This window comes from Rhizobium arsenicireducens (assembly GCF_964021225.1).
Genome location: NZ_CAXHYK020000001.1, coordinates 2,032,541 through 2,059,509, shown reverse-complemented (window position 1 = coordinate 2,059,509; position 26,969 = coordinate 2,032,541). Strand labels below are relative to the sequence as shown.

Sequence of the window (26,969 nt, the reverse complement as noted above, 5' to 3'; positions counted from 1 at the left end):
GTTGCAGCGTGCACCTGCGGGGCCCTTCCGGTCTGTCCGCCCCGCTGCAAATAGGCTAGAAGAGAGGCATGCAATGGACGGATGAAGCGATATTCCTCGGCGCACGGCGCCATGGCGAGACGAGCGTCATCGCCGAGGTGATCACGCGCGCGCGCGGCCGCCATCTGGGCATGGTCAGGGGCGGGCGTTCGCGCACCATGCAGCCCGTGCTGCAGCCGGGGAATCGCGTCGAAGTGACCTGGCGGGCACGCCTCGACGAGCATCTGGGGGAGTTTCGTGTCGAACCCGTCAAGCTCCGCGCCGCGCGGCTGATGGAGAGCGCCACTGCCGTCTATGGCGTGCAGGCGTTGGCGGCGCTGCTGCGCCTCCTCCCGGAGCGTGATCCGCATCCGCATCTGTTCGACGCGCTCGACGTCATCCTCGATCATCTCGACGAGCCGGCGACGGCGGGCGAACTGTTCATTCGTTTCGAACTCGCCGTGCTGAACGATCTCGGCTACGGCCTTGACCTCGACCAGTGCGCCGCCACGGGCCAGCGCGACGATTTGGCCTTCGTCTCGCCCAAGACGGGGAGGGCCGTCTGCCGTGAGGCCGGATTGCCTTGGGCGGACAGAATGCTTGCGCTGCCGAACTTTCTCAATCCTGGCGTATCGAAGGCGGCGGACAGCGATAGCCTTGCAGCTGCTTTTCGACTGACGGGCTTTTTTCTCAACCGCCATGTCTACGAGCCGCGCGGGCTGGAGGCCGGCGCGGCGCGTGAGGGCTTCTGTCAGGCGGCGCTGAAAACCTTGGCGGCGGCGGATGCGGTTGCGCCATTGGCTGCGACCCGGAACATCTCCTGATCGGCGGCCGTTTCCTGGATGTGACGGTGAATAGCGCTCTGCAATTCACTCACGCTCTGGTAGGAGCCTCCGTCCAGAGCAATGACGGGATACTTGACGGCGATGAACTTCAGCCGGTCGCCATCTTGAATGGTGATCCCGACCGGAACACCGGCATATTCGATGACTTGCTTTTCCATAACGGTTTCCCCGCCTGCGCGTCTGCGCAGGCAATAAAATATTGCGTCGTTAGTAGAGTTCAGTGCGTTCGCAGCGTCACATTCGACAGAAGCAACGGCAGCGAGCGCATGTCGCCACACCGAGCGGGGATTTTTGCCAAGGGCGGGCGGCATGATGGAAAACAACACGCATTTCGCTGACCTCCTTATTGGCAAGGGCCTCACTTGGGAGGCCCGGTTTCTTCCGGTTCGAACCGACTGCATCAAGGTAGGTGTGCAAGTCTGCTGCGTCAACCGGCCTTGCGTGAAAAACAAAATAATTTTCTGTGACGGTTTTAATATGTGTGCAATGCGGCAAAAATAATCCGCATTGCCCTAATCGTTAAAAAATGCTGCCGAATTCGACAGCTACGCCACAACCGGAATCGTCCGCTCCACGGGCTTTTCGCGGATTGGCCAATGGACGATCGCGGCGAAGATGCCGAGGGCCACGCCGAACCACCAGACGCTGTCGTAGGAGCCGAGACGGTCGTAAAGATAGCCGCCCATCCACACGCCGAGGAAGGAGCCGATCTGATGAGACAGGAAGACCAGTCCGCCGAGCAGGCCGAGATGACGCGTGCCGAACATGATGGCGACGAGCGCATTGGTCGGCGGCACGGTCGACAGCCAGAGCAGGCCCATGACGATGGCGAACAGGATCACCGAAGTCGGAGACTGCGGCAGAAGCAGGAAGAGTGTCACCGCCGCCGAGCGGGCGAGATAGATCAGTGCCAGGAAGTAGGGCTTGGAATAGCGTTGACCGATCACGCCCGAGGCGAGCGATCCGATGATGTTGAAGAAGCCGATCAGCGCCATCGCGATCACCGCATAGCGCGCGTCGATGCCAATATCGCCGAGATAGGCGGGGAAGTGTGCCGTGATGAAGGCGACCTGGAATCCGCAGACGAAGAATCCGCTGGTGAGGAGCAGGTAGCTCTTGTGGCCGAAGGCTTCCTTCAGCGCCTCGCCGACCGATTGCTTGAACTGGCTCTGCGACTGGCTTCCGGAATTGGCATTACCCCGAAGCGGATAGGCGAGCAGGGGCACGATGAGCATCAGCGCGCCCATGTAGACAAGGCTGTCCGACCAGCCGAAGGAGGAAATCAGGGCCTGGCTCAGCGGCGCGAAGAGGAACATGCCGGCTGAACCGGCCGCCGTGCCGATGCCAAAGGCAAGAGAGCGCTGCTCCGGCGACACGTTGCGGGCGAAGGCTGAAAGCACGACGCCAAACGAACCCGCTGCGATCGCAAGTCCAATCAACACGCCGCCGCCGATGTGCAGCCATATGGGAGACCCGGCGTTCGCCATCAAAAGCAGGCCGCCTGCATAGAGAATGCCCGAAAGGGTCAGGATGCGGGCCGTTCCATATTTGTCGGCCAGCGCACCGAAGAAGGGCTGCCCAAGGCCCCAGCACAGGTTCTGCAGGGCCATGGCGAGCGCGAAGGTGGAACGGTCCCACCCTGTGTCAGCGAGCATGGGCAACTGGAAAAAGCCCATGGCGGAGCGTGGCCCGAAGGTCAGCAGTGCGATCAGCGACCCGCTGACGATGATCAGCCAGGGCAGGGGGGTGCGGGCAGTCGTGACCATCGAATTGTCTCCTTTTCGCGGCTGGACGTTAGAGCCGGGACCTGTCGGCGCCAAGCGCATTCTGGTGAAGTTTCAATCAGCGAAATTGATTGAAATCAGACTCAGGTCGAGGAAATCTGAACGGCGCCGAGGGCTCTTCCGTATTGACCGCACGGTAACTGGAGCGGATTCAAGCGGCACAAGGCCTGCCACTTTTGTGGGGTAAGCCATCCCTATCGCGTCTTGATCGCCCATCTACCGGGCCTCTGCTCGACCACGCGAACAGGATCGCCGAGCGAAACCTTGCCTTCGCCGCGCGGCACGGCATTCCAGCCGAAGAGCGGGCCGGGTACGCGGCGGTCGGCCGACATGCGGATGCGCCCCATGGCCGGCATCGGATTGGCCCCGTCGCGCGACCCTGTCTGCTGGTCCTGCGTTGTCATGATGCAGCGGGCGCAAGGCTTGACCAGATCGAAGCGGATGCCGCCGATCTCGATCGCCGCCCAGCCGTCTTCGGGCCAGGGTTCGTCGCAGTCGACGACGATGTTCGGGCGGAAGCGCTCCATGCCGACGTTGCCTTCGCCGTTCTCCGCCATGTCGGCATTGAGTGCGGCAAGGGATCCCGTGGTGGTGACCAAGACCTGGTAGCCGTCGGTAAAGGTGACCGGCGTGTCGGGGCCAGCCCACTCGCTGCTGGCCGTACGCTCGGCCTCGCCGTCGAAGAAGACGAGCTTTACCGGGCGGCCAAACCATCCGGAGAGACGCTCGTTGACGCTGTCCTCCGCGACCGCGACGTCGACGATCGATTTCCAGATCGCCACGCCCATGCGACGCTCGGGATGCGGCGGGGCAACCATCATCTCGCGGCCGTCGGCAAGCGACAGGTGGAGGTGGGTCGACTGGGGAAGGGCGGTCAGCGTCGCGAGCGCCGGCAGTTCCCGCTGGGTGATGAAATGACCGGACGGGTCGGTCAGCATCATCCGCCGGTCACCGGAAAGGCCGTGCGCGTCGATGCGCGCGACGGGCAGGCCGATCCCGCGCCCGCTCTTGAAGGGATAGATGTGAAGTTCGCTGACGTGCATTTTTAGCCTCAGATCTCGTCGATGAATTGGGTGAGGACGGCCTGCAGCCGTTCGTGGCGCGCTTGGGCAATCGCGGCGCCCGCAGCGGTCTGGAAATTCTCGGAGAGCTTGAACAGCTTTGCGGCGAAATGGTCGATCGCGAAGGCTCGGTCGTCAAGCTCTCGATGCTCTGCCAGCGGATCGACGGGGTCGTACAGCGCCGAGCCCATCCGGCCGGCGGTGTAGAAACAGCGCGCCGCCCCGATCATGCCGATCGCGTCGAGCCGGTCTGCGTCCTGCAGGATCTTCGCCTCCAGCGTTTCCGGCGCGATGTTGGCGGAGAAACTGTGCGCGGTGATGGCATGGGCCACGGCGGTGATGTAAGGTGCCTCCCATTGGAGGGCGGTGAGCAGGCCGGTCGCCTTGTCCGCCGCAAGCCGTGAAGCCTGCGATCGAAGCGGCGAGCTCTTCTCCACCGCCACGCAGTCATGCAAAAGCACCGCAGCCGCAAGAATGCGACGATCGCCGCCTTCCTGCTCGGCGATCCGCATGGCATTGCGGAAAACGCGGTGGATATGGGCGAGATCGTGTGAGCCGTCGTCGCCGGATATCGCATGCGGCAGCAGTGCTTCGGCAAGCTCAGCCTGCGGTGCGAAATTTGCGGGAACGAGGGCGGCGGATGAGGGGCGGTCATTCATGGCGCGCATTCTTGGCGGCAGCTTGCCCCCAGGTCAATGCCGGTCGTGAGCGGAGCTTCCGCGCCTTTCGCTGCCAAGGCAATTGCCCTTGCAATCCGTCACAAAACTTTCTAAATCAACGTCGCCGGCAGCCGCCGGTTTTCTTTAATCCCATTTTTGCTCAAAATGAGCATAAGTGGTGCCCAATCGCGAGGGGTTCGGCATGGCACATCTCACGGAAAGCGAAAATCTTGCGCCGGCGCGCGTGGCCCCGACGGCAGCGGAGCGTTTCGGCGTCATCGAGCGCCCCGATCTCTCCTTCACGCCGGCTGTCGCCAAAGAAACCGAGCACCTCTATGAAAAGGTGAAGGCGTTCATTCCAGCGATCGAGTGGCCCGTCTTTGCGCCCTACATCCATGCGATCAACCGCATCAAGAAGGAACGCGGCGCGGTCATTCTCGCGCACAATTACCAGACGCCTGAAATCTTCCATTGCGTCGCTGATATCAAGGGCGACAGCCTGCAGCTTGCTCGCGACGCCACGCGCGTCGATGCCGAGATCATCGTCCAGTGTGGCGTGCACTTTATGGCCGAGACCTCGAAGCTGCTCAATCCGCAAAAGACCGTGTTGATCCCCGACGGCCGTGCCGGCTGCTCGCTGTCGGAATCCATCACCGGCGCTGATGTCCGCGCGCTCAAAGCGCGTTATCCGGGCGTGCCGGTGGTCACCTATGTCAACACCTCGGCCGACGTGAAGGCCGAGACCGACATCTGCTGCACCTCTTCGAATGCGGTTGCCGTTGTCGACAGCTTCGAATCCGATACCGTGCTCTGCATTCCGGACGAATATCTGGCGATGAACGTGGCCAATCAGACAAGCAAGAAGATCCTGACCTGGCAGGGCCATTGCGAGGTGCACGAGCGCTTCACCGCGGAAGAGCTCATGGAATACAAGGCGGCGGATCCATCGATCGAGATCGTCGCCCATCCGGAGTGCCATCCAAGCGTGCTTGCGGTTTCCGACTATGCCGGCTCCACCTCGGGCATGATAAACTATGTCAAGACCAAGCGGCCGGGCCGTGTGCTGCTAGTGACCGAGTGTTCCATGGCCTCTAACATCCAGGCAGAAGTGCCCGACGTCGACTTCGTCAAGCCGTGCAATCTGTGTCCGCACATGAAGCGCATCACCCTGCCGAAGATCCTCGACAGCCTGTTGTTCATGACGGAAGAGGTGACCGTCGATCCGGCGATCGCCGATCGTGCCCGCCTTGCGGTGGAGCGGATGATCAATCTGAAGAACTGACGGGCCCGGTTTCGGCCGGCGGCGGAGATTGCCTGAATGTCAACGAAACTGGAATCCATGCGTCCGCTATCCTGGCAGGGTGTCGACGATATCGTCATCATCGGCGGCGGGCTGGCCGGCCTGTTCTGCGCGCTGAAGCTCGCGCCGCGTCCGGTGACGATTCTCGCGGCCGCGCCTATCGGGCAGGGCGCGTCTTCCGCCTGGGCGCAAGGGGGGATTGCTGCGGCCATGAGCCCCGGCGACACCTTCGACAAGCACCTTGCCGATACGCTGGTGGCCGGCGCCGGCATTGTCGACGAACGGATCGCCCGGCTGATGATCTCGGAAGGCCCGGACCGCATCCGCGACCTGCTCGCCTATGGTGTGCCGTTCGACCGCGATCTCGAGGGTCAATTGCTGCTATCGCGCGAGGCCGCCCATTCCGAGCGCCGCATCGTCCGCGTCAAGGGCGACCAGGCCGGCCGCGCCATCATGGAAGCGCTGATCGCCGCGGTGCGCAAGACGCCGTCGATCCGCGTCATGGAAGGCTACGTCGTCGAGGAACTGGTGGCAGAGGGGCGCTTCGTCTCGGGCGTCATTGCCCGTCCTGATGCCGGCCAGTCGAAGACCCGCGTCGCCTTTCCGGCACGTGCGGTGGTTATGTGCTCGGGTGGCGTCGGCCATCTCTATCAGGTGACCACCAATCCCGCGGAGGCGCGCGGCGCCGGGCTCGGCATGGCCGCCAAGGCGGGCGCCATGATCGCCGATCCGGAATTCGTCCAGTACCACCCGACCGCCATCGACATCGGCCACGACCCGGCGCCACTGGCGACCGAGGCGCTGCGCGGCGACGGCGCAATCCTGATCAACCGTGCCGGGCATCGTTTCATGACGGACCTGCATGCCGATGCCGAGCTCGCCCCGCGCGATATCGTGGCGCGCGGCGTTTTTGCCGAGGTCAAGGCCGGTCGCGGCGCCTTTCTCGATTGCACCAAGGCGGTCGGCGCGCATTTCGCCGATCTCTTCCCGACCGTCTACGCCTCGTGCATGGCGGCGGGGATCGACCCGGTCACCCAGCCGATCCCGGTCGTGCCGGCCGTGCACTATCACATGGGCGGGGTGTTGGTGGATGCCGACGGAAAGACCACCGTGGACGGCCTCTGGGCCGCGGGCGAAGTGACCTCAACCGGAGTGCATGGCGCCAACCGGCTCGCCTCCAACTCGCTGCTCGAAGCGGTCGTCTTCGCCGCCCGGATCGCCGAGAACATCAAGGGCATGCTGCCCGAATCCTCGCTCTACGAATGGCCGAAGGATGCCGGCGAGAACGACGAACTGGTGACGCTGGAAGACAGCCGCGAACTGAAGACGCTGCGCAGCGCAATGTCGGCCCACGCCGGCGTCATTCGCGATGCCGATGGCCTGAAGGATTTGATCCGCCAGATCGTCCGGCTGGAAGGCATCAACAAGCGCGTCCGCTTCTCCAATATGGCGACCGCCGCCAAGCTCATCGCCACCGCGGCGCTTAAGCGCGAGGAGAGCCGTGGGGGGCACTACCGTTCCGATTTCCCGGACGCTGTGGAGGCCTTCCGCCACCGCAGCTTCATGACGCTCAAGGATGCCGACCGCATCGCCGCCGAGATCGTCGGCTGATCCAAGACAGAGGTAATACCCGATGACCGAGCCCCTTCGCCCCGTATTGCTTCCCCTGATGGTCGAGGACCAGGTGCGGTCGGCACTCATCGAGGATCTCGGCCGCGCCGGCGACATCACCACCTATGCGACGATCGGGCCGGAAAGGACGGCGCGGGCCGCGCTCAACAGCCGCGAGGACGGCGTCATCGCCGGCATCGAACTGGCGCGCGCCGCCTTCCGGCTGGTCGATCCTTCCGTCGTGTTCGAGGCAAAGACCGCCGACGGCGATCGGGTCAAGGCCGGCGATGAGCTCATCCGCGTTGAAGGCCCGGCGCGCTCCATCCTTTCGGCCGAACGGGTCGCGCTGAACTTCCTGATGCACCTTTCGGGCGTCGCGACCTATACGGCGCGCTTCGCCGCCGAGATCGCCCACACCCGCGCCCGCGTCATCTGCACGCGCAAGACCCTGCCAGGCCTGCGGGCGGTGGAAAAATACGCCGTCCGGCTCGGCGGCGGCTCGAACCACCGCTTCGGCCTGGACGATGCCATTCTGATCAAGGACAACCATATCGCCGTTGCCGGCAGCGTCGCCGCCGCGATCGAGGCTGCCCGCGCCTATGCCGGGCATCTGGTGAAGATCGAGGTGGAGGTCGACAATCTCGGCCAGATGCGCGAGGCGCTCGGCGCGCGGCCGGACGCCATCCTGCTCGACAACATGGGGCCGGACACCCTGCGCGAAGCGGTGGAGATCAACCGGCTGCATCACGGGATTTCAAGCGCGGACTATCCGTCCGCCATCGGCCGCGTGATGCTGGAAGCATCCGGCAACGTGAACATCCAGACGATTCGCGCGATTGCCGAATCGGGTGTGGACTACATCTCGACTTCGAAGGTCACCATGGCCGCCCCGACCCTCGATATCGGCCTCGATGTGGATATCGGCTGACAGAAGTCAGTTAATTGGTCTCGGTCTTGAGCGTTTGGGTTGCAGTGTTCTTCGTCACAGCGACCGCAGGAAGCTCCATGAGTTCAATCCATTGGAGTATGTTAGAAAGGTCGCAAACTACTTATCGTAGATAAATATTGGCTTTTGACCGAATTCCGAGAATCCCGTAGCCGGGAGTCGTCCCGCCGGATTTGTATTGCGTACTGCGGATCAAGGCATTTTGGCCGATGTTTTCGGGGGTTTGTATGACCAATATATCTTCGTCGCTCAGCGGCAATTCTCTATATTCGACTTCGCTTTCCAGGCTCGATATCAATGGTGACGGCGCGGTCAGTGGCGATGAATTGGCCGTCGAGGAAAAGGCTTCCGGCACGCCGCGCAGTCAAGACCCGACGGTGAAGAACGAGAATGCCGCGAGCGGCCTATCCTCGCAGGTTGCGGGTGGCATCGTTAACATGATGCTCACCGCCGCCGAGAATGGGGCCGTTGGCACTGATGGCCGATTTGCCGAAGACGACGACACCGTCAGCCTGTTCGATGTGTTGGAAGAAATGAAGCAGGTCATCGCCGCCTATTCAGCTCACACGAGCGGCTCTGAAGGCGAGCCTGGTTGAGACGTCGGGCGCCGAGCTTTCGATCTGACAGCTACGGCAGCCAGTTTTACCGCCGTGCCAGCACCACGGGGCTCTCGGCCAGTTCGCCGCAGGTTCAAGCATACGCTTCTGTATTGGAGCCGAGTGCTGCCGTCGGCTCAGCGTCCGCCCAATTTGAGCCCGGGCGCTGGCCTTTCCTCGAGGATCTGTCGACGGAAACGGAAAAGGGCGGCGGGCCGACCTCCGGTCGCGAGCGTTCCGCCGGTCGGCTCGACCAGTTCAGCGCCCTCGACCAGCCTGCGGAAATTCTGCTTGTGCAGGTGGCGGCCGGAGATCGCCTCGACAGTCGCCTGCAGTTCGGTGAGCGTAAACTCGGGCGCCATCAGTTCGAAGACGACCGGGCGATATTTGATCTTGCCGCGTAGCCGCGCGAGCGCAGTCGCCGCGATTCGCCGGTGATCGAACAGCATGGCGATGCCGAGCGGCGCCGACACGCGCCGGACCGCGAGCCGGCCGTCCAGTACCGCTTCGTCCACCAGTCCCGCCTCGTAAAGCAGTTCGTAGCGTTCCAGAACACGTTCCTCGTCAAAGGGGAAATCGTCGAGACCGAAGGCCAGTTTCAGGCGCGAGCGGCGCGACGGCCGCATCTCCGCCTTGTCATCGGCGAGATCCTCTTCCGTCCATTGCACCAGCGCTGGCAGGATTACCCGGTCGATCACCGTCGGGCGCCCGTGGCGCCAGTCTTCCCACGGCAGATAGCTGTACCAGTCGCGCCAGTGGACGCCGGCGGCATCGAGACCGGCCTCGCGCGCCGGGTCCATGCGGGTCAGTGCCAGATAGCCGACCGACACGACATGTGGACCGACATCGCCGGCCATCTTGTGACGGCCGCGGTCGCCGAAAGTGTAAAGCTGTTCGATATAACCCATGTGCAGTGCGGTCTGCGCCGTGACCGTGGTGCGCAGCGACATTTCCATCGTCCGGTGGCGGACGGGGTCGAACGGGCCGAAAGGCAGGCCCTCGAGCCGGCTGGTCGGGTCTCCGACAACCAAAATGCGCGGGTTCCCGCCGGTGACCGCGACGATCGCCGCATTGAGGCCGATCTCGACCGACGTGGTCCGGTCCGTCATGGAGCCACCATTCCTGGCAGCGGCAGTACGAAGGGCGCATTGCCGTCGGCATCGGCACCCCGGCCGATCGCCTTGACCGCGGCCTTCAGCCGTCCGCCGCGACCAAGCAGACTGTCGCCGATTTCCACCAGTCGGGAATTGGGGGTGGCAAAGGGCGATGCAGCCCGCAGCCGCAGCGCCAGCGCCTCGTCGTCATCTTCCGGAGCGACGGCGAGGCTGGCGATCAGGGCCGCTGCCGGCGAACGCGAAACGCCCATCCAGCAATGGATGAGGAGCGGCGCTCTCTGATCCCAAGTGCGGGCAAAGTCGATGACTTGTTGTACATGCCGCTCCTGCGGCGCGATCAGGTCGCCGGTGCCGGCAAAGGTTATGTCGTTGACGCCGAGTTTCAGGTGCCGGTCCGCCGAGATCACTGCCGGGCGGTGAAAATCCTGCTTCTCGGCCATGAGGGTGATCATCTCACGCGCCTTGTGGCGGACGGCGATTTCGGCGATGCGCGAAAGCGGTGAGACGACGATCAGGCTCATGACGTCACCTTGGAGCGGACCGCGCGGGCAGACTCGATGGCCTCGAAGCGCTCAAGGAACATGGCCTGCGCCTGATAGGCCGGCAACGGCGCGATCAGCAGCGTATCGCGGGATATGCCGCGTGGCTGACCGAAGAACTTGCGAGCCTCCGGCTCGGCGAAGCCGGCGAGTTCGGTCGCTTCGAAATAGGCGGAAATGGTGTCAGCTCTCTTGATCTGGTCCTTGAGCGCGCGGGTCGGATGTGCCGGCAAGCCGAAGCGCAGGTGGATCGCCGCCTCCAGGCGCCTTTCCACCAGCTTATATCCACCGCCGACCACCGCTTTGAACGGCGAGATCATGTCGCCGATCACATATTCGGGGCCGTCGTGCAGCAGCGCCATCTGCATATCGTCTGCGGTCGCCTTCGGATTGAGGCGGCGAAATATGTCCTCGACGATCAGGCTGTGCTGGGCGACCGAAAACGCGTGGTCGCCCGAGGTCTGGCCGTTCCAGCGCGCGACACGGGCCAGGCCGTGGGCGATGTCGGAAATCTCGACGTCGAGCGGCGAGGGGTCGATCAGGTCGAGCCGGCGGCCGGACAGCATGCGCTGCCAGGCGCGGCCCGAGAGTGCGGCGGCCTCTGCCATTTCTCAGCCCTCCTCCGCGCCACCGCTGGGGAAGGCGAGGCCGGACCAGCCGGGAAGCGCAAGGCTCACCCCGGTGTCTCCAGTGAAAATCAGGTTGCCGGTCGCGATTGCTTCGCCTGCACGATCGATACGCACGATCGCCAGTCCGCGATTGCCAGCAACAGTTCCGAGCGTGCCGATCGGCTTTGCATCAGCGGTGATCGGGGTTCCCGGGGAGGGCAGGGCGTTCTCTGCGGTGACGACGACGACCCGCCGCCGCGCCGTGCCGCGATGCTGCATGCGGGAGACAACTTCCTGCCCGACATAGCAGCCCTTCTTGAAGGAAATCCCACCCAGGAGATCGTACAGGACATCGTGGGGAAAGGCGTCCTGAAGGGCAAAGTCGGAGCCGGACTCGGCAATGCCGGAGAGCACCCGGAGCGCGTCGTAGCCGAGGGTGTCGGAGACTTCGGTGCCACTTGGCCTGCGCAAGACACGGACACCGGCGACCGCGAACCGGTGATCGACGAGGCCTGCCTCGCCCTCTTCCTCTCCCCAGGCAACCGTCACTCCAGTCCGGTTGTGGGCGGCAATCTCGACTGCGGCGCGGAGCTTGTACATGGACAGCCGTTTGACCAGTGCGTCACGCTGGTCGAGCGTCGTGTCCAGCACGAAGCCGTCGCCGTCGTGCCAGACGAGAAAGTCGAAGAGAATCTTGCCCTGCGGCGTCAACAAGGCTCCGGGCCATGCCTCGCCCTGCGGCAGGGCGACGATGTCGGTTGTCACCAGGTTGTGCAGGAAGTGCTCGGCATCGGCACCGGACACCTTGATCAGGGCGCGGTCCGGCAAGGAGGCTACAGGCATCGTCGTTCCCTTCCGGTTGGTCGATGCCCGAGAGTTAGAACATCGGATTGCAAAAGGGAATCGATTCCGAACCGGCGAAGAAAAATCATCCACGGTGGAGGCGCAGGCAGCGGCAGGTGGTGCGGGAGAGCCTCAGTCGCCGGCGGTGAAGAATTTCCACTGTCCATCCGGCGATATACCGAGGCGGAAGAAATTGTAATTGCCCAGTTCCTGCATCTCGGCCACATCACCGGCGGTGACGATCCGCAAAAGCTCCACCTTTTCCGGCGGTGTTAGGAGCGCCAGCGGCTTTTCGGCGAAATAAGGCCAGACATAAGCCTCGTCCGGTGTCCCGGCATCGATCCGCACGAAGCCGGTCGACAGGATGTCGATCAGGATGGCAAGGATCTCGATGCCTTCCTCGTCACCTGACAGTTCCTTGAGTGCGGCGACCGGATCGACATCGCTTGTCTCTAGAAGGATCTTGGTCTGATTCGGGCCGGGATTCATCAGCATGCGCAGGCGTTCGATGTCGCCTGACGCGGCCGCCTCGATCATCAGTTCGCGCATGCGGCGCACCGGCTCCGGCGCCTTGGATAGGTCGTAGATGACCTCCGGCGGGGGCTCGTTGGGGTCGGTCGCTGCATTGCCCAGGGGCAGATCTTCCGCCGGTCTTCTGATCAACGGATCGGGGTCAGGTATGCCGATCAGTCCTGAATCAGGCATCTCGTCCGGTCCCTCGTCTGGCTCCGGCGTCTCCGTTACAGCGGGATCCTGCTGCGGAGCCGGAAGCTGCGGGATGTCCGAAAGGGCCATGGCTGGCCTGAGGGCGCAGAGCATCATGCCGACAGTAAGGGCGACAAAAATGAGGCTCACGAAGCGATCGTGCCAAAAGGGCTCCGGTCTGCTATGCATCGAGTTGCCCTCTGGGCTTTGCTACTGAACACACCGTTCGGGCGAGAACTCGCCGGCCAGCATTCGGCTCCGCAGCGAATCGAGGATGGCTTCGGCTCCGTCCTCGCCAAGGACGCGAATGGTCTCGCGCATGGCGAGCGCAAATGCGGCTTCGGCGATGATTTCCGGTTCGATGCCATCCGCGATACCGTCGGCCCAGGCTTCGTTCTGGTATTCCAGCGCGGCCTGCGTCTTCTCATGCACGATCATGTCGTCGATCTCGTTGCGGCGCGGTTCCATGGTCATTCCCCGAAGCGTAGTCCTTACTCACCTGTTAAGGACACTATCAGCCTTTTATCAAAACGACACGGCCCGAGACCAAAACAGGTGAATTAATCGTTAATTTCCATAGCGAGCCGCGATTTCGACAGCCAGTGTTGCGCCTTCGTTACGGTAGAAGCTCTCCGCAGCGACTGCGGATGCCGTGCATGTCGTGTATACGGATGCGAATGATCGATAGCCGCGATTGTAGGCGGCGACCATTCGCGCCCGCCGCTGCGGCTCGCTTGCAGTCTCCGCGTCGATGAGCGTCTGCATGGCGTCACGCCATTCCCGTTCGCCATCCTTGTTGCAGAGATTTCGCAGGTAGTGCACCGCGCCCAATATTTCCGACAGGCGAGCCAGCTTTTCGTCGTAGGGCGCAGGCTTTTCTATCGTCTCGGAGAGTGGCTCCTGTGCGACCGCGGGAACATCGGCAGACTGACCCATCGCCGGTATGTGGCCAATCGCGACTACGGCGAGGGCGAAGAATGCCTTGGCAAAAGATCCTGTCGCGCGCATGCCCTGCCTTGTCGTCGCTTCCGTCACGTTTCGGCAAACACTGCGCCGCACTTTTGTTTATCCCGCTTCACGGCGCCTGACCAGCCTTTCGATGCAGGCGCGGACGCTCTCTGGAACCGGCAGTTCGGTGATTTGCTCCGGCAGGAACCAGCCTGCCTCGAGCGCGTCGTCATTTGCGATTGCGATGGTCTCCGGCGGGGCCACCACGCGGAACACCGAAAGCAGAAAATGGCTTTCCGGCGCTCCGTCTTCGGGCAGCAGTTCGACGGTTTCAATCAGTTGCGGTTCCCGTCCGAGCAGGCCCGTTTCCTCGAAGAGTTCCCGAATTGCCGTTTCTTCCGGTGTTTCGCCCGGCTCTGCCCTGCCGCCGGGAAACGCATAAAGGTCGGCGGCCGGTGGATTGCGCCGGCGAACCAGCAGGAACCGGCCGTCGCGTTCGACGATGGCGGAGGAGGCGAGGCGGGGACGGGTTTGCATGAACCGGATCTCCTGAAGGGTCTTTTCTGCGGGCACCTGGCTTGGCGGAGATTCGACCCTCCGACTAATCGCCAGTTTAGCACGCAGCTGCAAGCACTCCGACTCTTGCTGCACCCGCTTGACCGGTGCTTTGGCAGGTGCGATGCCTTTAACATGTGCGGACGCTTCTCACTGACGGCGACTCCCGAAGAGGTTCGGGATTTTCTCGGGCTTATGGAGCTTGAGGGGTTTCCGCCGCGCTACAATATCGCGCCAACGCAGCCGATCCTGGTCGTCGTTGCCGGCGACCGGCAGGAGCCGGGCAGCAATATGCCGAATCGAAAAGGCGTACTCGTCCGCTGGGGGCTGATGCCGGGTTGGGTCAAGGACCCGAAGGAATTCCCGCTGCTGATCAACGCGCGCTCGGAAACGGCAATCGGCAAGGCATCTTTCCGCGCCGCCATGCGACATCGTCGCGTACTGGTCCCTGCATCGGGTTTCTATGAGTGGCACCGGCCGGCCAAGGACAGCGGCGAGAAATCGCAAGCCTATTGGATCAAACCACGCCATGGCAAGATCATCGCCTTCGCAGGTCTGATGGAAACCTGGTCGTCGGCGGATGGATCGGAAGTAGACACGGGTGCAATCCTGACCGTAGGCTCCAACCGCACGATCGGCCGCATTCATGATCGCATGCCGGTCGTGATCAAACCGGAGGATTTCGAGCGCTGGCTGGACTGCAAGAGCGGGGAGCCCCGGCACGTCGCCGATCTGATGACGGCCGCGGAGGAGGATTTCTTCGAGGCGGTGCCCGTGTCGGATCTTGTCAACAAGGTCAAGAACACCGGACCGGAAGTTCAAGCGCCGGTCGGGGAAAGTCTGGCGGTGGCCGAGACGGAGAAGAAGTCATCCGGCGGTGGCCAGATGAGCTTGTTCTAGAGTTCAGGCCGATGCCTTCTTGACCGGCTTGCGCTTCAGCATCAGCGCTGCGGCGATGACGGCCTTGAGGCCGAGCGGCCGATAATGGGAGTCGAGAGACTGGATCGCCGGTTTCGTCTCGGCGGGCTTCTTGGTGGTCATGTCATGCTCCTGAAGTGTTCCCTGAGTATTCTTTTTGTTTTCTTATGCTCTATTGGAGCTGATCACGACAAAAGCGTGGCGGAGACCGCGGCGCAAATCAATTTTGATCAAGCGCGGCCATATTTCGCGAGAGATAGCCGGATTTTTTGGGGAAATGACAGGCTTCAGGCTGGGAATCGGGCCTTAGAGGCCGCGGTCTATCTCTGAAAGCCCTTTTTCGGGAGCTTCTTCGCCGATCGTCAGTGTGCCGTAGCGGCGGTGCCAGACGTGTGCACCGAATGGCAGCGACAGAAGGTAGCCCAGCACGGTCAGCGACAGCACTTCCCAGGTGAAGCTCATCAGTAGTGCCACATAGAGCACCACGCCGAGAATCATCGGCAGGACGAGATCGCGACGGATGCGGCTGGTCTCGGACTTGCCCGACCAGACCGGCAGTCGGCTGACCAGCAGATAGGCGATCAGAATTGTGTAGACGGCGCCGCCGAAAGCCACAGGCGCGCTTGGCGGCACGCCAAGAAAGCCGAGATAGACCGGCAGAAGCACCAGCATGGCCCCGGCCGGGGCAGGTACGCCAACGAAGAACTCCGACTGCCACGGAACCTTGGTCTCGCGCTCCGCCATGACATTGAAGCGCGCGAGGCGTAGCCCAGCGGCGATCGCGTAGATCAGGGCGGCGATCCAGCCGAAGGATCGGGCCTGATCGAGTATGAAGACGTAGAGCACGAGGGCGGGCGCCACGCCGAAATTGACGATGTCGGCGAGCGAATCCATCTGAGCGCCGAACTTGGACGTCGCCTTCATCATGCGCGCGATGCGCCCGTCAATTCCGTCGAGAAAGGCAGCAGCCAGTACCATGGCGACCGCAAGCTCGTAGCGATGCTCGAAAGCCAGACGTACACCGGTCAGGCCGGCGCAGATCGCCAGAACCGTAATCAGGTTCGGAACGAGCAACCGCAACGGGATCTCGCGCAGGCGCGGCCCCCTCGCGCGATCGTGGTTCCCGTTCTCCTCAGTCGGCGGCTTTTGCGTCGTCATGGCGCTGGTGTCCTCCCTGACCTCAGCTGCGGCGGCTGACGACAGGCCCCTTGGCGGAGCCGAACTCGGCGATCACCGTCTCCCCGGCGATGGCGGTCTGGCCGACCGATACGCGGGGCTCTGCGCCGGCCGGTACGAAAACATCCAGTCGGGAGCCGAAGCGGATCAGGCCGAAGCGCTCGCCTGCAGCCAGCGAATCGTTCGGATTGGCCCAGCAGACGATTCTGCGTGCCACGAGGCCGGCAATCTGCACGACGCCCAGATTTCCGTGGGCGGTTTCGATGACGAGCCCGTTGCGCTCGTTCTCTTCGCTTGCCTTGTCCAATTCGGCGTTGAGGAAGCTGCCCTCACGATAGACGATGTTGCTAATCCGGCCGCGCACCGGCGCGCGGTTCACATGGCAGTTGAACACGTTCATGAAGATCGAGATGCGCAGCATCGGTTCGCTGCCGAGATGCAGTTCCTCCGGCGGAACGGTCATCTGGATCAAGGACACGCGGCCATCGGCCGGGCTGACGACCAGATCGTCGTCCTGCGGGGTGACCCGTTCCGGGTCGCGGAAGAAGTAGGCGCACCACAGGGTCAAAACCATGCCGACCCAGAACAGCGGCTCGAAGATCCAGCCCAGAATCAGGGACGCCACGAAGAATATGGCGACGAAGGGGTAACCCTCTTTGTGCACTGGCACGATAGCCTTACGGATACTCTCGAACAGATCCATGAAAAACCTCGTTTCGCTGCAAAGGATCGAGGTGGCTGACTACCGCGAAAGCGTGCCGGGGGCAATGCTCTCGCAACGGAAACCCGACGGAACGGCAAAACGTGCGGAGGTGCGACCATTTTTGGTGCACGGGTTCGCGTGCACCATCCGTCAACGTTTCACCCCTAAAAAGCGATTGCTAAAGTTGTCGGTATCCCCTTGGAAACATGGATTTCCGGCAATCTGAAAAAAGACGGAAGAGTAATTGTCCAGTACTGAACAAAGTTCGATGCCTCAGGGCAACGCGAAGGATCACAGCGAGATTGTCTGGCTTGCCGTCGATGGCCGTCCGATACCACCGCTTTTGGCTGACATGGGGGTGGCCGCGCCCGCATTCGTCGAAATCCCGAAGAAGCCGGTTGCCTACGTCGTTCCGGTCGCGGAAGAGCGGCTGGGCAGTGCCGTGCGCGAACTCCGCCTGGCGCTGGGCGAGCATGCCTATCTCATCCTTGCCTCCGAGAAACTGAGCTTCGGCTGGATCGAGCGCGCGATTGCGCTTGGTGCCGACGACGTCATCGACCCCACTTCGCCGAAAGATGTTGGCGTCTGCCTGGCCCGTACGCGCCGGGCGCTCGAAAGGGCGCGCGGCGCACAGCAGGAGCAAGCTCATCTTGCGATCGAGCGCGACTACCTGCAGGCCTGCATCGATAACCTGCCCGCGCCGATCTTCTTCAAGAATGCCGAAGGCCTCTATGTCGGATGCAATGTCGCCTTCGCCGCTTTCATCGGCAGGTCGCCGGACGGCGTGGTCGGCCACTCGGTCTTCGAGGTGGCTCCCGAGGCGCTGGCGAACCGGTATCAGGCGGCAGACGACGAACTGCTGCAGAGTGGCGGGACGCAGGTCTATGAGAGCGAGGTCTGTCACAGCGGCGGTGTGCGTCGTCATGTGGTGTTCCACAAGGCGGCTATCCAGAGCGGCGACGGGCGTGTCCGAGGCATTGCGGGGGCAATTCTCGATATCACCGAGCGGAAGATGCTCGAGGCACGATTGATCGAGGCCGCCGAGCGCGATCCGCTGACCAACGCTTACAATCGGCGCAAGTTCTTCGATTTGGCGGAGCAGTTGGCGCAAGAGGCCCGCAGGGCCAACAGGTCCCTCGTGGTGGCGGTCCTCGATGTCGATCAGTTCAAACTGATCAACGACCGGCTGGGTCATGCCGAGGGTGACAACGCGCTGAGGATGATTGCTAGTACGCTGGAGGCGACGATCGGGGAGGGCAATGTCATCGCCCGTGCCGGCGGGGAAGAATTCTACGCCCTGTTTACCGGTTGCTCGATGGACGAGGCGGTAGAGGCTGCCGACCGGATGCGGGCCGAGGTCGAACGCGCCTGCGTTGATACGGCCCTAGCGGCCGTTGCCGGCACCATCAGCATCGGCCTTGCCGGGTTCCGGCCCAGCGAGGAAGAACTGGACGAGGCCCTCAAGCGCGCCGATGACGCCCTTTACAGAGCCAAGAGCAGCGGTCGCAATCGCATCTGCATCGCCGATAGCCGTTCGTCATTCGTTACCAGCGGAACGGTGTGATCAGGAGGCCGGAGGCTTGCGGATCACTACTCCGAGTTCGTCACTCTCGCGCACCTGGCGCAGGTGTTCCTCTGCCTGGGTCGCTTCGCGCTGGCGGTTCCACATCGAGGCGTAGAGCCCATCCTTGTCGAGCAATGCCGCATGCGTGCCGCGCTCGGCGATCTCGCCACCCTTCAGTACGATGATTTCATCGGCGCCGACGACGGTCGAAAGACGGTGCGCGATGACCAGCGTCGTGCGGTTCTTGGACACGATGTCGAGGGCCGCCTGGATTTCCTGCTCCGTCGTGGTGTCCAGCGCCGAGGTCGCCTCGTCGAGAATGAGGATCGGGGGCGCCTTCAGTACGGTGCGGGCGATCGCCACACGCTGCTTCTCGCCGCCCGAGAGTTTCAGGCCTCGCTCACCGACCTTGGTCTGGAAGCCGTCGGGCAATTCGCGCATGAACCGGCCGATCTGCGCGACCTCTGCAGCCTGTTCGATTTCCGCGTCGCTGGCGGAGGGGCGCCCGTATCGGATGTTATAGGCGATCGTGTCATTGAACAGGACCGTGTCCTGCGGCACCATGCCGATGGCCGCGCGCAGACTCTTCTGAGTGATGTCGCGAACATCTTGCCCGTCGATGGTGATAGACCCCTGCTGGATGTCATAGAAACGGTAGAGCAGGCGCGAGATGGTAGACTTGCCGGCACCGGATGGGCCGACCACGGCCACCGTCTTGCCGGCGGGCACTTCGAAGGACACTCCCTTGAGAATGGGGCGCTGCGAATCATACGCGAAATGGACATCCTTGAAGACGATTGCGCCCTGGCTGATGGCGAGGTCCTTCGCTCCAGGCTTGTCCACGACTTCGGCTTCGACTTCCAGCAGATCGAACATCTGTTCGATATCGGTCAGCCCCTGTCGGATTTCGCGATAGACGAAGCCGATGAAGTTGAGCGGTACGGCGAGCTGCAGCAGCAAGGCATTGACGAAGACGAAATCGCCGATCGTCTGCTGGCCCTGCTGGACGGCGATCGCCGACATCACCATGACGGCGGCGGTGCCCACGCCGAAAATCAGGCCCTGACCGAAGTTCAGCCAGCCGAGCGAGGTCCAGACCTGGGTGGCCGATTTCTCGTAACGTGCCATCGACTGGTCGAAGCGGCTGGCCTCCATGTCCTCATTGCCGAAATATTTGACGGTCTCGAAGTTGAGAAGGGAGTCGATCGCCTTGGTGTTGGCATCGGTGTCGCTGTCGTTCATCGCCCGGCGGATGCCGATGCGCCAGTCGCTGGCGCGGATGGTGAACCAGATATAAGCCCAGACGGTGAAGGCCGTGACGGCGAGATAGGAGAAGCCGTAGCTCCACCAGAAAATCGCCGCCGTCAGCAGGAATTCGATGAGCGTCGGGATCGAGTTGAGGATGGTGAAGCGGACGATCGTCTCGATGCCCTTGGTGCCGCGCTCGATGATGCGCGACAGGCCGCCGGTCTTGCGCTCCAGATGGAAGCGTAGAGACAGCTTGTGCATGTGAACAAAGGTGCGAAAGGCGAGCTGGCGCACCGCATATTGGCCGACGCTGGCAAACAGCGCATCGCGTAGTTGGTTGAGGCCGACCTGGGCAATGCGGGTGAGGTTGTAAACGATGACCAGCGCCACGGCCCCGAGCAGGAAGGTGGGCAGGATGCCGGCCATATCGAGTTTGCCGTTCAGCGCATCGGTCGCCCATTTGAAGAAATAGGGAACCAGGATCAGCACGAGCTTTGATATCAGCAGGAATACGGTGGCCCAAACGACCCGCATCTTGAGGTCCAGGCGATCGCGCGGCCACATGTAGGGCCAGAGATTGACAAGGGTGTGGAGGGGATTGCTGCTGTCCGCCGAAACCGTCTTCTTGTTGCCAGCCATTCCTGATACGCCCTTGGAAGCCTCTTTAGTGCCAAAAGGCGGCGCCCCCGGGGAGCCGCCGCCTCATTCGCAGATAGGGCTTTGTCTCGCCCAATGCAACGTCGTTCCGGAGGAACTTCGCCGCCGCCTAGTTGCCGGCCTCGCCGCTCAGCCGCTTGCGGTGGAGTTCCTCCGCGTTTGGCAGCGCCTCGCTCGGCACGCGGAACACCTGGCCCGGCTCGATCAGGTCCGGATTGCTGATCTCGTTGGCATTAGCGAGATAGATGGTCGTATAGCGTACGCCCTGGCCGTAGACGCGGCGGGAAATCTGCCACAGCGTATCGCCGCGGCGGATGATTACACTATTGCTGCTTTCAGTCAGCGGCGCCTGCTCGATCGTTCTCGGCGCGGCTGCCATATCCTGCGGCGTAGCCGGCGTTCCCGCTGCCGAGGGCGACGTTGCGTCGGGCGGCAAAACCAGGTCGGATGTGGGGGCTGATGGCGAGAGAACCGCCTCGATCAGTGCCGCGATCTTTGGCGTTTCAGCAGCGATCACCTCGATGTCGTTCGGCAGGGCCTGCAGCGTGGCATGGGCCGTGCCGGCCTTCGCAGCCGTTGCCGCAACAAAATCGACGATAGGCTTGGCTGCAGCGGCGGCCGGACGGAATTCGGCAATCGACTTCAGGCTGATCTCGGTCGCCGAGCGGGCCGCGGCAAGCTCTTCGAGCACAGGTGTCTTGCCGTCGGCATAGAGTCCCTGCAGCAGGGCAAAGGCCTGGCCGAGCGAACCGCGCAGTGTTTCGAAGGCGGCCAGATCGACGGGCACCATGGCGCCAACTTGGCCGGATGCCGTCTGGATGTTCTGCGCAACGACGGAAACCTGTTCGCCTTCGGGACGATTGAACGGCACCGAAGTCCGCACGACCACCTGGCCGGCGGCATCGAGCAGCTCGGCGTGGATCATATGGACGCCGACCGAAAGCGTAATCTTCCCCTCGACGACGAAGTTGCCGCTGGCATCGGCCGTGGAATTGCCGACGATCGTCTCGTTCGCAGAGCCACGGACACTGCTTCCGGCCGGTGCCTTGCCGGCGATGAAGATGCGGTCTCCCTCGATCTCGACCGCGGATACCTGGATTTCGGCCTGAGTGGCTGAGGCGTTTCCGGCCCCTGCAGCCGATTCGTCTGTTGGAATTGCAGCGCTCTCACCGCTGGCGGGAGCGGCAGGCGTTGCAGGCGCGTCGGAACCATCGATTGGCGCAACACGCTCCTGCTTGGTAGCGGAGTTGACGCTTTCCGGAAGCGTGATCAGACGGCTTGCTTCACCGGGTTTGGAAACCATGGCCAGCAGCTTGCCGGTCGCATCCGTGGGAACGGAGATCGTGGCGACCTCTTCCGAGGTGACCAGCTTGCCATCCTTGTCCGTTGCCTTGAGTTGGAGGCTGTGGTCGCCCGGAGGCAGCGGTTGGTCGAGCACGGCGGCGAAGTCGCCGCTCGGATCGACGTCGAGTGCGGCGATCACCTTGTCGCCGGAGAGGATTTCGAGTTTCGAACCCGGCGCCGCATTTCCGGCTATCACGGTTGAGCCGTCAGGCTCCACGCGCAGGACATCGAAGCGCGGCAAGGCGGCAGCATCGGCGGCCACTTCGGGCGGCGCGACGGGGCCGGCAGGCGTCGTCTCTGGAGCGACTGTACCGGTCAGCGCACTCTCGATGGCCGCGATGAGCCCCGCGGCCTTTGCCGGATCGTCAGGCAGTCGCTCGATGAGGCCGAGCGCCCTGGCTGCGTCCTCGCGGGCCTTTTTCATCGCCGTGTCGAGCGTGGCGTCTATGCCTGCCGGTATGTCCAGGGCGACGAGCGCCGAGACTGCGACCTGGGCGACGCCCTTGGCCGTGGCAAACGCGTCGGCCGCCGGCGTGCGACCTTCGGCAAACAGCGCCTTCATCGTCGTCACCGCAGTGGTGGCCTCAGCCTTCAGCCGGTCCATCTTCTCTGCTGCCGTCCTGGCCGTGTCCGCGATCGTGGCTTCGGCAGTATCCTTGGCCGCGTCGACGGTTGTGGTAACAGCCTTCGACGCATCCTCCGTGACTGGCGAGATGCGCGGCAGGACGAAGAACACCATCAGCAGGGTTGCAACGCCGAGCACCAACAAGGCCACCCAAACGGCGCGGTTTTTCATCATTGTCAGTCTCCCGGCGGAACAGCCGCCTTAATCTTCAAAAATTGCTAGCCCTATCTTCCGACTTTCACAAGCGTTCCCAATGGATTCGGAGTTATAGCGAACAGGATTCGGTCAATTTTGTTGACCTCGCCGGCGCTCCATAGTCATGTTTCGGACATGACTGAAAATGCATCTTCGATTCGATCCATCTGCGTCTATTGCGGTTCACAACCCGGACGCGATCCGTCTTACATTGCGGCTGGCCGTGCACTCGGCCATTCGATCGCCGCCCACGGCCTGCGGCTCGTCTATGGCGGCGGCACCAAGGGCATCATGGGGGCCGTGGCGAGCGGCGTTCTGTCGAACGGCGGACAGGTGACCGGCATCATCCCAGAATTCCTGGTTGACATGGAGGCGACGCGCCATTCCCTGGGCCAGCTCGACGAACTGATTGTGACACCCGACATGCATGCCCGCAAGCATGCCATGTTCGAGCGCTCCGACGCTTTCGTCACCCTGCCGGGCGGTATCGGCACGCTGGAGGAGATCGTTGAGATCATGACCTGGGCACAGCTCGGTCGCCACGAAAAGCCGATGGTCTTCGCCAACGTCAACGGTTTCTGGGATCCAATGCTCGAACTGGTGCGCCACATGCGCGAACAGGGTTTCATCCACACCGCTCACCGGGTCCAGCCGATGGTGGTCGCCGAAATCGACGACATCGTGCCGGCGATCCTTGAGAAGCTCGAAACGGTCCGCGATCTCGACGGCGCCGAAGAGGTCATTTCCCGGCTCTGAAGATTGGCCCCGCTTGGTATGCCCGAGACGTTCGACTTATTCGTTCCCGCCGCTCAGCGGTTGCGATACTCGCGGATCATCGGCCAGGAATACGTGACCAGAGCGGCCCAGATGAACAGGAAGGCGATGAACTTCGTTTGTCCGAACGGCTCGTGGAATACGAAGACCGCAGTGATGAAGACCATGGTCGGTGCGATGTATTGCATCATACCGATCGTCGACAGCCGCAGCAGTTTTGCCCCGTTGGCATAGCTCATCAGGGGTATCGCCGTGGCGATCCCGCTGAAGAACAAGAGGCCGATGTCGGTCGCGCCCGAGCCGTTGGACAGGTGCCCCGTGCCGCTCAGTTCGATGAACAGGATATAGAGGCAGGCCGGTAACGACAGGATCAGGATCTCGAGGAAAAATCCCTGATTGGGGCCGATCGGCAGCGTCTTGCGGAAGAAGGCGTAGAATCCCCAGCTGAACGCCAGTGCCAGCGAGATCCACGGCAGCCCCCCGGCGTCATAGGTGAGGATAGCGACCGCGATCGCGGCTAGCAGGACGGCGATCTTCTGCGGCAGCATCATCCGCTCCTTGAGCAGGATGGCCCCGATCAGCACCGAGATCAGCGGGTTGATATAGTAGCCAAGGGCGCCCTGCAGAGCCTGGCCGGAGGTGATCGCATAGACATAGACCAACCAGTTGATAGTCACGAGGGTGGCCGTAACGAACGCCATGGCGAGCATTGACGGCGTGCGGATCGCCTTCCACACGTCGCCGCCGCGCTTGAGGAAGAACAGGATGACTCCCGTGATCGGCAGCGACCAGACGATGCGGTTGGCCACGACCTCCATCGGCGGAATATGCGCCACCAGCTTGAGATAGAGCGGCAGGAAGCCCCACATGAAATAGGCGGCAAAGGCGAAGGCAAAGCCGCGCGCGCTGTCCTCGTTCTTCACGGCTGGTGCGATCTGTTCGGTCATGATGGACGGATCCTGGTCAGTATCTGGGCATGCGAGTTACCGGAGGACTGGCGAATGGGCAAATTCATTCGGGTGAACAATGGCCGATTGCTTTTGATGCGTGCGCGCGGCAAATTTGCAATCGGGGGCCGTGCAGATGGAGGCGGATCATGCTGGCCGGTTCGACCATGGAGCAGCGTCAGCACTATGCGGTGCGGATGCTGCAGAAGGCGGGTGTCCTTGCGGACGACCGCCTGGCGGAAGCGTTTTCCGATGTGAGGCGCGAGGACTTCCTCGGGCGACCACCCTGGCTGATCCAGGACCGGGGCGGCTATCGCGACGTGCCGTCGCATGACGTCGCGACGCTCTATGAGGATGTGCTGGTGGCGCTCGACGCCTCGCGGGGTCTCAACAACGGCAGTCCCTCGCTGCATGCGCTCGCCATTCATTCCCTGGCGCCCCGGGCGGGCGAAACCGTGATCCATGCAGGCGCCGGGACGGGATACTATTCCGCCATCCTGGCGGAACTTGTCGGCACCAACGGGCGCGTCCTCGCCATTGAATATGATGCGGCGCTGGGCGACCGGGCGCGGACCTGCCTGGCCGACCGGGCGAATATCGAGGTGGTGCGCGGCAACGGGCTGGAATGGCCGAAGGGCGAAGCGGACATCGTCTACGTCAATTTCGCAGTCGACAGGCCCGCTGATCCGTGGATCGAGCGATTGAAGCCGGGGGGACGCCTGCTGTTTCCGCTCGGCGTGCCTTTGTTCGAGGGACGCAAGCAGAAGGGGCCGGAATACACCGCCATGGCCGGCTTCCTGCTGGTGAGGCGCGAAGCCGAAGGCTATTCGGCCCGTTTCATCGAGGGGGTCTCGTTCATCTGGGGCGAGGGCGTTATCCCATCGGACTGGGCCTGCCACACGCGCCTGCGCGCCGCCTTCGCCGACAATTGGCGGGCGGTGCAGAGTTTGCGCTGGAAGGGGACACCGGCGGAGGACGAGTGGTATTCAGAGCCGGACTGGGGCCTTTCCACCCACGCCCTGGTCGCCGCCGCCGCGGAGTGACGGCTACTCGGCGGCGATCCTGCCCGCGAGCTGGCGGTTCTTCATCAGCTTGTAAACGACCGAATCCATCAGCGCCTGGAACGAGGCGTCGATGATGTTTTCCGACACCCCGACCGTCCACCAGCGCACGCCGGTATCGTCGGTGGATTCGATCAGCACGCGGGTGATGGCTTCCGTGCCGCCGTTGAGGATGCGCACCTTGTAGTCCGCAAGCTCAAGATCGGCGATCTCCGCCTGGAACTTGCCGATGTCCTTGCGCAGCGCCAGGTCGAGCGCGTTGACCGGGCCGTCGCCTTCGGCAACCGACATCACGGCCATGCCGTCGATCACCATCTTCACCACCGCCTCCGACACCGTCTTCAGCCGGCCATGGCTGTCGAAGCGGCGCTCGACCATGACGCGGAAGCTCTCGACCGAAAAGAACTCCGGCACGGTGCCGAGCGTGCGGCGCGCCAGCAGCTCGAAACTCGCATCCGCGCCCTCATAGGCATAACCCGAGGATTCGCGCTCCTTGACGATCGAGATCAGCGTGTCGAGCCGCGGATCCCGTTTGTCGACCTCGATGCCGCGGCGCTTGAGCGCGTTGATGAAATTGGCCTTGCCCCCCTGGTCGGAGACCATGACCTTGCGGAAATTGCCGACGCTGTCGGGCACGACATGCTCGTAGGTGCGCGGGTCTTTCAGCAGCGCCGAGGCATGGATGCCGGCCTTGGTGGCGAAGGCCGAAGCCCCGACATAGGGCGCCTGATGGTCGGGCGAGCGGTTGAGCAACTCGTCGAAGGCGTGCGAAAGCCGGGTCAGCTCCACCAGTTTGTCAGTGTCGATCGCGGTTTCGAAGCGCGACGCATAGCTCTCCTTCAGGACGAGCGTCGGGATGATCGTCACGAGGTTGGCATTGCCGCAGCGCTCGCCGATGCCGTTCAGCGTGCCCTGGATCTGGCGCACGCCGGCTTCCACGGCGGCGAGCGAATTGGCCACCGCCTGCCCGGTGTCGTTATGCGCGTGGATGCCGAGCGCAGAGCCCGGAACGCCAGCAGTGATCACCGCCTGGACGATATCGCGGATTTCGGGCGGCTGGGTGCCGCCATTGGTGTCGCACAGAACCACCCAGCGCGCACCGGCCTCGTAGGCTGCCTTGGCGCAGGCAAGGGCGTAAGCGGGATTGGCCTTGTAGCCGTCGAAGAAATGCTCGCAGTCCACCAGCGGCTGTTTGCCGGCGGCGGCCACCGCCTCGACGCTCTCGCGGATGCTGTCGAGATTTTCTTCGTTGGTGCAGCCGAGCGCTACTTCTACATGATAGTCCCAGGTTTTGGCGACCAGGCAGACGGCATCGCTCTTTGCCTGCAGCAGCTGCGTCAGCCCCGGATCGTTCGACGCCGAGACGCCGGCGCGCTTGGTCATGCCGAAGGCGACGAAGGAAGCCCGGCTGGTGCGCTTCTGGCAAAAGAAGGCCGTGTCTGTCGGATTGGCGCCCGGATAGCCTCCCTCGACATAGTCGAGACCGAACTCGTCCAACATGGCGGCGATCGCAATCTTGTCCTCGACCGAAAAATCGATGCCCGGCGTCTGCTGGCCATCGCGCAGCGTCGTGTCGAAGAGGTAGATCTTTTCGCGTGTCATGTGTGTGCCTCCCGAGGCATAT

At 62.9% G+C, this 26,969-nt stretch carries 28 protein-coding genes; 9 read left to right on the top strand and 19 right to left on the bottom strand.

Annotation, left to right across the window (positions count from 1 at the left end; genetic code table 11):
* The first annotated feature begins 68 nt into the window (after nucleotides 1-68).
* A complete protein-coding gene (gene recO, locus ACWPVA_RS10190) occupies nucleotides 69-842 on the top strand; it encodes a DNA repair protein RecO (RefSeq protein ID WP_454287571.1) in 774 nt (257 codons plus the stop codon).
* On the opposite strand, the gene ACWPVA_RS10185 is transcribed toward recO, so the two are convergent.
* From ACWPVA_RS10185 to ACWPVA_RS10170, 4 genes are all read right to left on the bottom strand, one after another.
* A complete protein-coding gene (locus tag ACWPVA_RS10185; RefSeq protein ID WP_454289661.1) occupies nucleotides 770-1,189 on the bottom strand; it encodes a hypothetical protein in 420 nt (139 codons plus the stop codon). The genes recO and ACWPVA_RS10185 overlap by 73 nt on opposite strands.
* A 219-nt stretch (nucleotides 1,190-1,408) precedes the next feature.
* Nucleotides 1,409-2,629 (bottom strand): MFS transporter, encoded by a 1,221-nt coding sequence (locus ACWPVA_RS10180; protein WP_454287570.1) that lies wholly within the window; start codon nucleotides 2,627-2,629, stop codon nucleotides 1,409-1,411.
* A 212-nt stretch (nucleotides 2,630-2,841) separates the two neighbouring features.
* The gene (locus ACWPVA_RS10175; RefSeq protein WP_454287569.1) at nucleotides 2,842-3,690 is read right to left on the bottom strand and encodes an MOSC domain-containing protein; all 849 of its coding nucleotides are present in this window, start codon (nucleotides 3,688-3,690) and stop codon (nucleotides 2,842-2,844) included.
* A gap of 8 nt (nucleotides 3,691-3,698) precedes the next feature.
* A complete protein-coding gene (locus ACWPVA_RS10170; protein ID WP_454287568.1) occupies nucleotides 3,699-4,367 on the bottom strand; it encodes an HD domain-containing protein in 669 nt (222 codons plus the stop codon).
* Between the two features lie 202 nt (nucleotides 4,368-4,569).
* Between ACWPVA_RS10170 and nadA the strand changes: the two genes are divergently transcribed.
* The 4 genes from nadA to ACWPVA_RS10150 all read left to right on the top strand — a co-directional run bounded on the left by nadA (nucleotide 4,570) and on the right by ACWPVA_RS10150 (nucleotide 8,820).
* A complete protein-coding gene (nadA, locus tag ACWPVA_RS10165) occupies nucleotides 4,570-5,649 on the top strand; it encodes a quinolinate synthase NadA (RefSeq protein WP_454287567.1) in 1,080 nt (359 codons plus the stop codon).
* Between the two features lie 36 nt (nucleotides 5,650-5,685).
* A complete protein-coding gene (locus ACWPVA_RS10160; RefSeq protein ID WP_454287566.1) occupies nucleotides 5,686-7,278 on the top strand; it encodes an L-aspartate oxidase in 1,593 nt (530 codons plus the stop codon).
* A 22-nt stretch (nucleotides 7,279-7,300) separates the two neighbouring features.
* Nucleotides 7,301-8,206 (top strand): carboxylating nicotinate-nucleotide diphosphorylase, encoded by a 906-nt coding sequence (gene nadC, locus ACWPVA_RS10155; protein ID WP_454287565.1) that lies wholly within the window; start codon nucleotides 7,301-7,303, stop codon nucleotides 8,204-8,206.
* A 245-nt stretch (nucleotides 8,207-8,451) separates the two neighbouring features.
* Nucleotides 8,452-8,820, top strand: coding sequence for a hypothetical protein (locus tag ACWPVA_RS10150; protein ID WP_454287564.1), 369 nt, complete (start codon nucleotides 8,452-8,454; stop codon nucleotides 8,818-8,820).
* A 137-nt stretch (nucleotides 8,821-8,957) separates the two neighbouring features.
* On the opposite strand, the gene ACWPVA_RS10145 is transcribed toward ACWPVA_RS10150, so the two are convergent.
* The 8 genes from ACWPVA_RS10145 to ACWPVA_RS10110 form a co-directional block, all read right to left on the bottom strand.
* Nucleotides 8,958-9,929, bottom strand: coding sequence for an NUDIX hydrolase (locus tag ACWPVA_RS10145; RefSeq protein WP_454287563.1), 972 nt, complete (start codon nucleotides 9,927-9,929; stop codon nucleotides 8,958-8,960).
* On the bottom strand, nucleotides 9,926-10,456 hold the full coding sequence (locus ACWPVA_RS10140; protein ID WP_454287562.1) for a tyrosine phosphatase family protein: 531 nt from the start codon (nucleotides 10,454-10,456) through the stop codon (nucleotides 9,926-9,928). The genes ACWPVA_RS10145 and ACWPVA_RS10140 overlap by 4 nt, the downstream gene beginning before the upstream one ends.
* A complete protein-coding gene (locus tag ACWPVA_RS10135; protein ID WP_454287561.1) occupies nucleotides 10,453-11,082 on the bottom strand; it encodes a hydrolase in 630 nt (209 codons plus the stop codon). Before ACWPVA_RS10135 ends, ACWPVA_RS10140 begins: the two co-directional genes overlap by 4 nt.
* 3 nt (nucleotides 11,083-11,085) lie before the next feature.
* Entirely contained in the window at nucleotides 11,086-11,925 is an 840-nt protein-coding gene (ygfZ, locus tag ACWPVA_RS10130; protein ID WP_454287560.1) for a CAF17-like 4Fe-4S cluster assembly/insertion protein YgfZ, read from the bottom strand.
* 132 nt (nucleotides 11,926-12,057) lie between these two features.
* On the bottom strand, nucleotides 12,058-12,819 hold the full coding sequence (locus tag ACWPVA_RS10125; protein ID WP_454287559.1) for a hypothetical protein: 762 nt from the start codon (nucleotides 12,817-12,819) through the stop codon (nucleotides 12,058-12,060).
* A 21-nt stretch (nucleotides 12,820-12,840) separates the two neighbouring features.
* Nucleotides 12,841-13,098: a hypothetical protein gene (locus ACWPVA_RS10120; RefSeq protein WP_454289566.1), complete on the bottom strand. Its 258-nt coding sequence runs from the start codon at nucleotides 13,096-13,098 to the stop codon at nucleotides 12,841-12,843.
* A gap of 99 nt (nucleotides 13,099-13,197) precedes the next feature.
* A complete protein-coding gene (locus tag ACWPVA_RS10115; RefSeq protein WP_454289565.1) occupies nucleotides 13,198-13,566 on the bottom strand; it encodes a TIGR02301 family protein in 369 nt (122 codons plus the stop codon).
* 129 nt (nucleotides 13,567-13,695) lie between these two features.
* Nucleotides 13,696-14,115 (bottom strand): NUDIX hydrolase, encoded by a 420-nt coding sequence (locus tag ACWPVA_RS10110; RefSeq protein ID WP_454287558.1) that lies wholly within the window; start codon nucleotides 14,113-14,115, stop codon nucleotides 13,696-13,698.
* Nucleotides 14,116-14,268: 153 nt separating this feature from the next.
* Here ACWPVA_RS10110 and ACWPVA_RS10105 point away from each other — a divergent pair, with 153 nt between their 5' ends.
* Nucleotides 14,269-15,033, top strand: coding sequence for an SOS response-associated peptidase (locus tag ACWPVA_RS10105; protein ID WP_454287557.1), 765 nt, complete (start codon nucleotides 14,269-14,271; stop codon nucleotides 15,031-15,033).
* Nucleotides 15,034-15,036: 3 nt separating this feature from the next.
* Here ACWPVA_RS10105 and ACWPVA_RS10100 read toward each other — a convergent pair whose 3' ends face one another.
* The 3 genes from ACWPVA_RS10100 to ACWPVA_RS10090 all read right to left on the bottom strand — a co-directional run bounded on the left by ACWPVA_RS10100 (nucleotide 15,037) and on the right by ACWPVA_RS10090 (nucleotide 16,930).
* Nucleotides 15,037-15,174: a hypothetical protein gene (locus tag ACWPVA_RS10100; protein WP_454287556.1), complete on the bottom strand. Its 138-nt coding sequence runs from the start codon at nucleotides 15,172-15,174 to the stop codon at nucleotides 15,037-15,039.
* 183 nt (nucleotides 15,175-15,357) lie between these two features.
* Nucleotides 15,358-16,209 (bottom strand): CDP-diacylglycerol--serine O-phosphatidyltransferase, encoded by an 852-nt coding sequence (gene pssA / locus ACWPVA_RS10095; protein ID WP_454287555.1) that lies wholly within the window; start codon nucleotides 16,207-16,209, stop codon nucleotides 15,358-15,360.
* Between the two features lie 22 nt (nucleotides 16,210-16,231).
* A complete protein-coding gene (locus ACWPVA_RS10090) occupies nucleotides 16,232-16,930 on the bottom strand; it encodes a phosphatidylserine decarboxylase (protein WP_454287554.1) in 699 nt (232 codons plus the stop codon).
* A gap of 244 nt (nucleotides 16,931-17,174) precedes the next feature.
* On the opposite strand from ACWPVA_RS10090, the gene ACWPVA_RS10085 reads away from it, so the two are divergent.
* Entirely contained in the window at nucleotides 17,175-18,494 is a 1,320-nt protein-coding gene (locus ACWPVA_RS10085; protein WP_454287553.1) for a diguanylate cyclase, read from the top strand.
* Here ACWPVA_RS10085 and ACWPVA_RS10080 read toward each other — a convergent pair whose 3' ends face one another.
* Together ACWPVA_RS10080 and ACWPVA_RS10075 are read right to left on the bottom strand one after the other, a co-directional pair.
* Complete coding sequence (locus ACWPVA_RS10080) at nucleotides 18,495-20,381, bottom strand: ABCB family ABC transporter ATP-binding protein/permease (protein WP_454287552.1); 1,887 nt, start codon at nucleotides 20,379-20,381, stop codon at nucleotides 18,495-18,497.
* Nucleotides 20,382-20,508: 127 nt separating this feature from the next.
* Nucleotides 20,509-22,542: a LysM peptidoglycan-binding domain-containing protein gene (locus ACWPVA_RS10075; RefSeq protein ID WP_454287551.1), complete on the bottom strand. Its 2,034-nt coding sequence runs from the start codon at nucleotides 22,540-22,542 to the stop codon at nucleotides 20,509-20,511.
* 156 nt (nucleotides 22,543-22,698) lie between these two features.
* Between ACWPVA_RS10075 and ACWPVA_RS10070 the strand changes: the two genes are divergently transcribed.
* A complete protein-coding gene (locus ACWPVA_RS10070) occupies nucleotides 22,699-23,319 on the top strand; it encodes an LOG family protein (RefSeq protein ID WP_454287550.1) in 621 nt (206 codons plus the stop codon).
* A gap of 53 nt (nucleotides 23,320-23,372) precedes the next feature.
* Here the strand turns inward: ACWPVA_RS10070 and rarD are convergent, their stop codons facing one another.
* Nucleotides 23,373-24,284, bottom strand: coding sequence for an EamA family transporter RarD (rarD, locus tag ACWPVA_RS10065; protein WP_454287549.1), 912 nt, complete (start codon nucleotides 24,282-24,284; stop codon nucleotides 23,373-23,375).
* 149 nt (nucleotides 24,285-24,433) lie between these two features.
* Between rarD and ACWPVA_RS10060 the strand changes: the two genes are divergently transcribed.
* Complete coding sequence (locus ACWPVA_RS10060; protein WP_454287548.1) at nucleotides 24,434-25,327, top strand: protein-L-isoaspartate O-methyltransferase family protein; 894 nt, start codon at nucleotides 24,434-24,436, stop codon at nucleotides 25,325-25,327.
* Between the two features lie 3 nt (nucleotides 25,328-25,330).
* On the opposite strand, the gene cimA is transcribed toward ACWPVA_RS10060, so the two are convergent.
* A complete protein-coding gene (gene cimA / locus ACWPVA_RS10055; protein ID WP_454287547.1) occupies nucleotides 25,331-26,947 on the bottom strand; it encodes a citramalate synthase in 1,617 nt (538 codons plus the stop codon).
* Between the last annotated feature and the right edge of the window lie 22 nt (nucleotides 26,948-26,969).